This window comes from Staphylococcus simulans (genome assembly GCF_002994445.1).
GTDB classification, from domain to species: Bacteria; Bacillota; Bacilli; order Staphylococcales; family Staphylococcaceae; genus Staphylococcus; species Staphylococcus simulans_B.
On record NZ_MRZJ01000023.1, the window covers coordinates 1 to 2971 of the forward strand.

At 31.3% G+C, this 2971-nt stretch carries 4 protein-coding genes; all 4 read right to left on the minus strand.

From position 1 onward, the window contains the following. Positions 1 to 788 (minus strand): protein rep (locus tag C7N65_RS12465; RefSeq protein WP_105994756.1); only part of this gene is annotated, 788 nt, incomplete at its 3' end. Positions 789 to 1010: 222 nt separating this feature from the next. Continuing rightward, positions 1011 to 1340 (minus strand): hypothetical protein, encoded by a 330-nt coding sequence (locus C7N65_RS12470; protein ID WP_009384743.1) that lies wholly within the window; start codon positions 1338 to 1340, stop codon positions 1011 to 1013. Between the two features lie 15 nt (positions 1341 to 1355). Next, a complete protein-coding gene (locus tag C7N65_RS12665; protein WP_009384744.1) occupies positions 1356 to 1880 on the minus strand; it encodes a hypothetical protein in 525 nt (174 codons plus the stop codon). An 880-nt stretch (positions 1881 to 2760) separates the two neighbouring features. Beyond that, a partial coding sequence (locus C7N65_RS12480; RefSeq protein ID WP_158698144.1) for a protein rep occupies positions 2761 to 2971 on the minus strand: 211 nt, incomplete at its 5' end.

Below are 2971 nucleotides of genomic sequence, written 5' to 3' on the forward strand. Positions count from 1 at the left end.
TCTTGAACAATTTCTGCATCTTTTTCATGATTTCCTGTTAAATAATCGGACGACTTAACCGAGTATTTTGATGTTTCTTTAATTGCTGCTTGTATATCTTTATCACCTTTTTTATTCGGCTTAATTGCTTTGATATTTGCGACAGGTTTGTAATCAACTTGAAGAGCTTTTTGCCATAAGTTGATCCACTCTTCTTGCGTAATATAATTAGCTTTATTCTTAAAATAACTATTTTCCATACACAATAAAACATGCATATGTTGATTATAACTTCCGTCATTTTTATTAACGGTCACTTCTGTTGAACGTAAAAATCCAACAAGATTTTGCTTAACTTTTTTATATCTACTCAATCTATCAAAAGCTTTTGTTAAATGCTTTAAACTTTGTTCTAAAGTCTCACCATCTATCGCATTTTTCGTTGAAAGTGTTAAGAATAACCAACGTGCTTTTGGCTTTTCTTTAACCACTGCTTCAATGACTTTTTGAGCTTGATAACTATTTTTCATTGAACGCCTCCAATTACAAACCGGACATAATTTAGACTTACAAAACCATGTTTTATAAAGTTTTAAATACCCTTCATCAGTCGGCTTAAATTCTAAGACGTTACCACATTGCTTCACGTTAAAAGCCTTTTTAATTTTCAAAATTTCTAGTATATCTGCATAACTTACATTGTCGATTTTCTTTTCTCTCCATGGGCGTTGTGTCCCACTTTTAGTCATATCTTTCAATGTTTCATTATCTTGATTTTCGTCTATATATCTTGTAGTATTATGTTGCATATAAAAAGACCTCCAGTAGATGTTTATTGAGTAGACGCTTTAATCATACTACTGGGGTTTTTTTATGTCAAAAATTTCTTTCAACAACAAAAAAACGCCTTAACCCTTTATTGACAAGGGATAAAGCGATAATTTAAAAATCGAGTTATTTCTATATAGTATCAAGACAAGAAGAAACTCGTTTCACTCGTTTAAAAAGCCCTCCTAAAAGAGGGCTTTTTATTAATCATTATTCAAAATATAATCTATTACATCAACATGAAGTTCACTGTTTCTATAACCTTCCAAAACATCATCAACTTGCTTATTTGGAATTTCAGGAACTTCTCTTATATCACATAAAACTTCTTTAAACTCTTTTTTGGTTACTTTATCCTGATTCATTGTTAATTTAAATAAATAATCATTTAACTTCTTAATTTCATGAACGCTATAACCGTAACGTAATAAAACTAAATCTTTTGTTTTTAGATCAGGTGCTAATTCTTCTTGTAAAACATCTATAGATTGCTTAATTAACAACAATTTAGACTCTAATTCTTCATTATTCATTCAAAACACACTCTCTTATATCAAAGTTTGACCTACTTGAGATACCCAGAAAGCAATGCTCCGGGCAGAAGAGTCTTTTATACCAGTTCCCATTAACGCTTGAGCAACTTGACCTTCTACATTCCCCCATGTAGCTTGTTCTTGTTTTAAAATGTTATTTAAAGCCGGTTCAACATATTTATCCCAACGTTTTTCTAAAGACTTACCAGCACGAGGACTTATCTTTTTAACTCCTGAAAAAACAGCTTTTTTGTTTTTTATCATTGCCTTAATTCCTTTTTTTACAGCAAAAGAACCACCAATTCTTTCTGAAGTCCCTTCTTTAAGATTAGTCGGCAAATTATTAATAGTCTGTTCAGTTACATATTCAGGATTTCGAAACAAATCATCTAAAGCTTTATTATCTTTTTCAATTTCTGCACTCGAGTTACTAACTGCCTTTTGTGTTTCTAATGATTCACTTGCACTAGCCATAGGACTTACCGTTGTTAATAAAATCGCACTCGCTAACAATGTTCCAAATGATTTTTTTAGTTTCAAAATAAAAACTCCTTCGCTTTAATTTTACTCCCAATTTTTTAAGAACATTCCCAAGGAAACCATATCATATTATTGCTTTATTCCAATTGCTTTATTGACGTTGAGCCTCGGAACCCTTAACAATCCCAAAACTTGTCGAATGGTCGGTTTAATAGCTCACGCTATACCGACATTCGTCTACAAGTTTAGTTAAGGGTTCTTCTCAACATCAATAAATTTTCTCGGCATAAATGCGTGCTCTGATTAATAAAAATTCCATAAACCAAAAGTAAAATTTTTAGCAAACTTTATCACAATAGTTATCGCTTTACAGGCCTGTTTTTCATCGTTATAATCTAGTTAATTCCCGTAAGGGCGCACTTATACGTTCTTTCAGAACGTTGTGCTAAAAGCGAAATCGACCTCCGTCGATTTTTATATCAAATACAAAAGAATCGGCGTTGTAGCGCAGATATAAAAATTAATGCTACACACTTAAGAATCGGTGTCGTGGCACAGATATAAAAATTAATTCCACGATAAAAGAATAGCTCTTTAAAAGTCAGTTCGTTTTATACGGATCGGCTTTTTTATTTTGTCTAATTTTAAATACCTTTATTTTTAATTTTAAAGGGGTATTTTGAAGAATTAGGGGTTATTTATATAGTTTTATACCTAAAAACCTATATTAGCTCTTAAAACGCAAATGAGAGCCAAATAAAAATAATTACTTTTCACAAACAAAAATTTGAGCAAAACCAGTGTCGAATTTTTGAGACACTGCCCATTTACATGCAAATTTAAAAATTGGCATAAAAAATGAGCAACCATGCTGGTTGAACGCTATAGTTCCTGCAGGGGCAAAAAAGCATAAAAAAACGCTAGCTTTGATAAGCTAACGTTACAAATTTTTTAAGAAATAATTTTGTTTTTCAAAATTCCAAATAGCCGTAATTGAATGGGCTTTTTGTTCTTCTTCGGTCGTTTTTTCTTCATCGCTCGTTTGAATTAAATTACCTTCTTCGGCATCATCTAAATTTAAAAGTTTATGTTTTTGTTTAAGTAAACCACCGTAACTTAACATACGTTTTCTGTATAAACCTTGTTCTAAA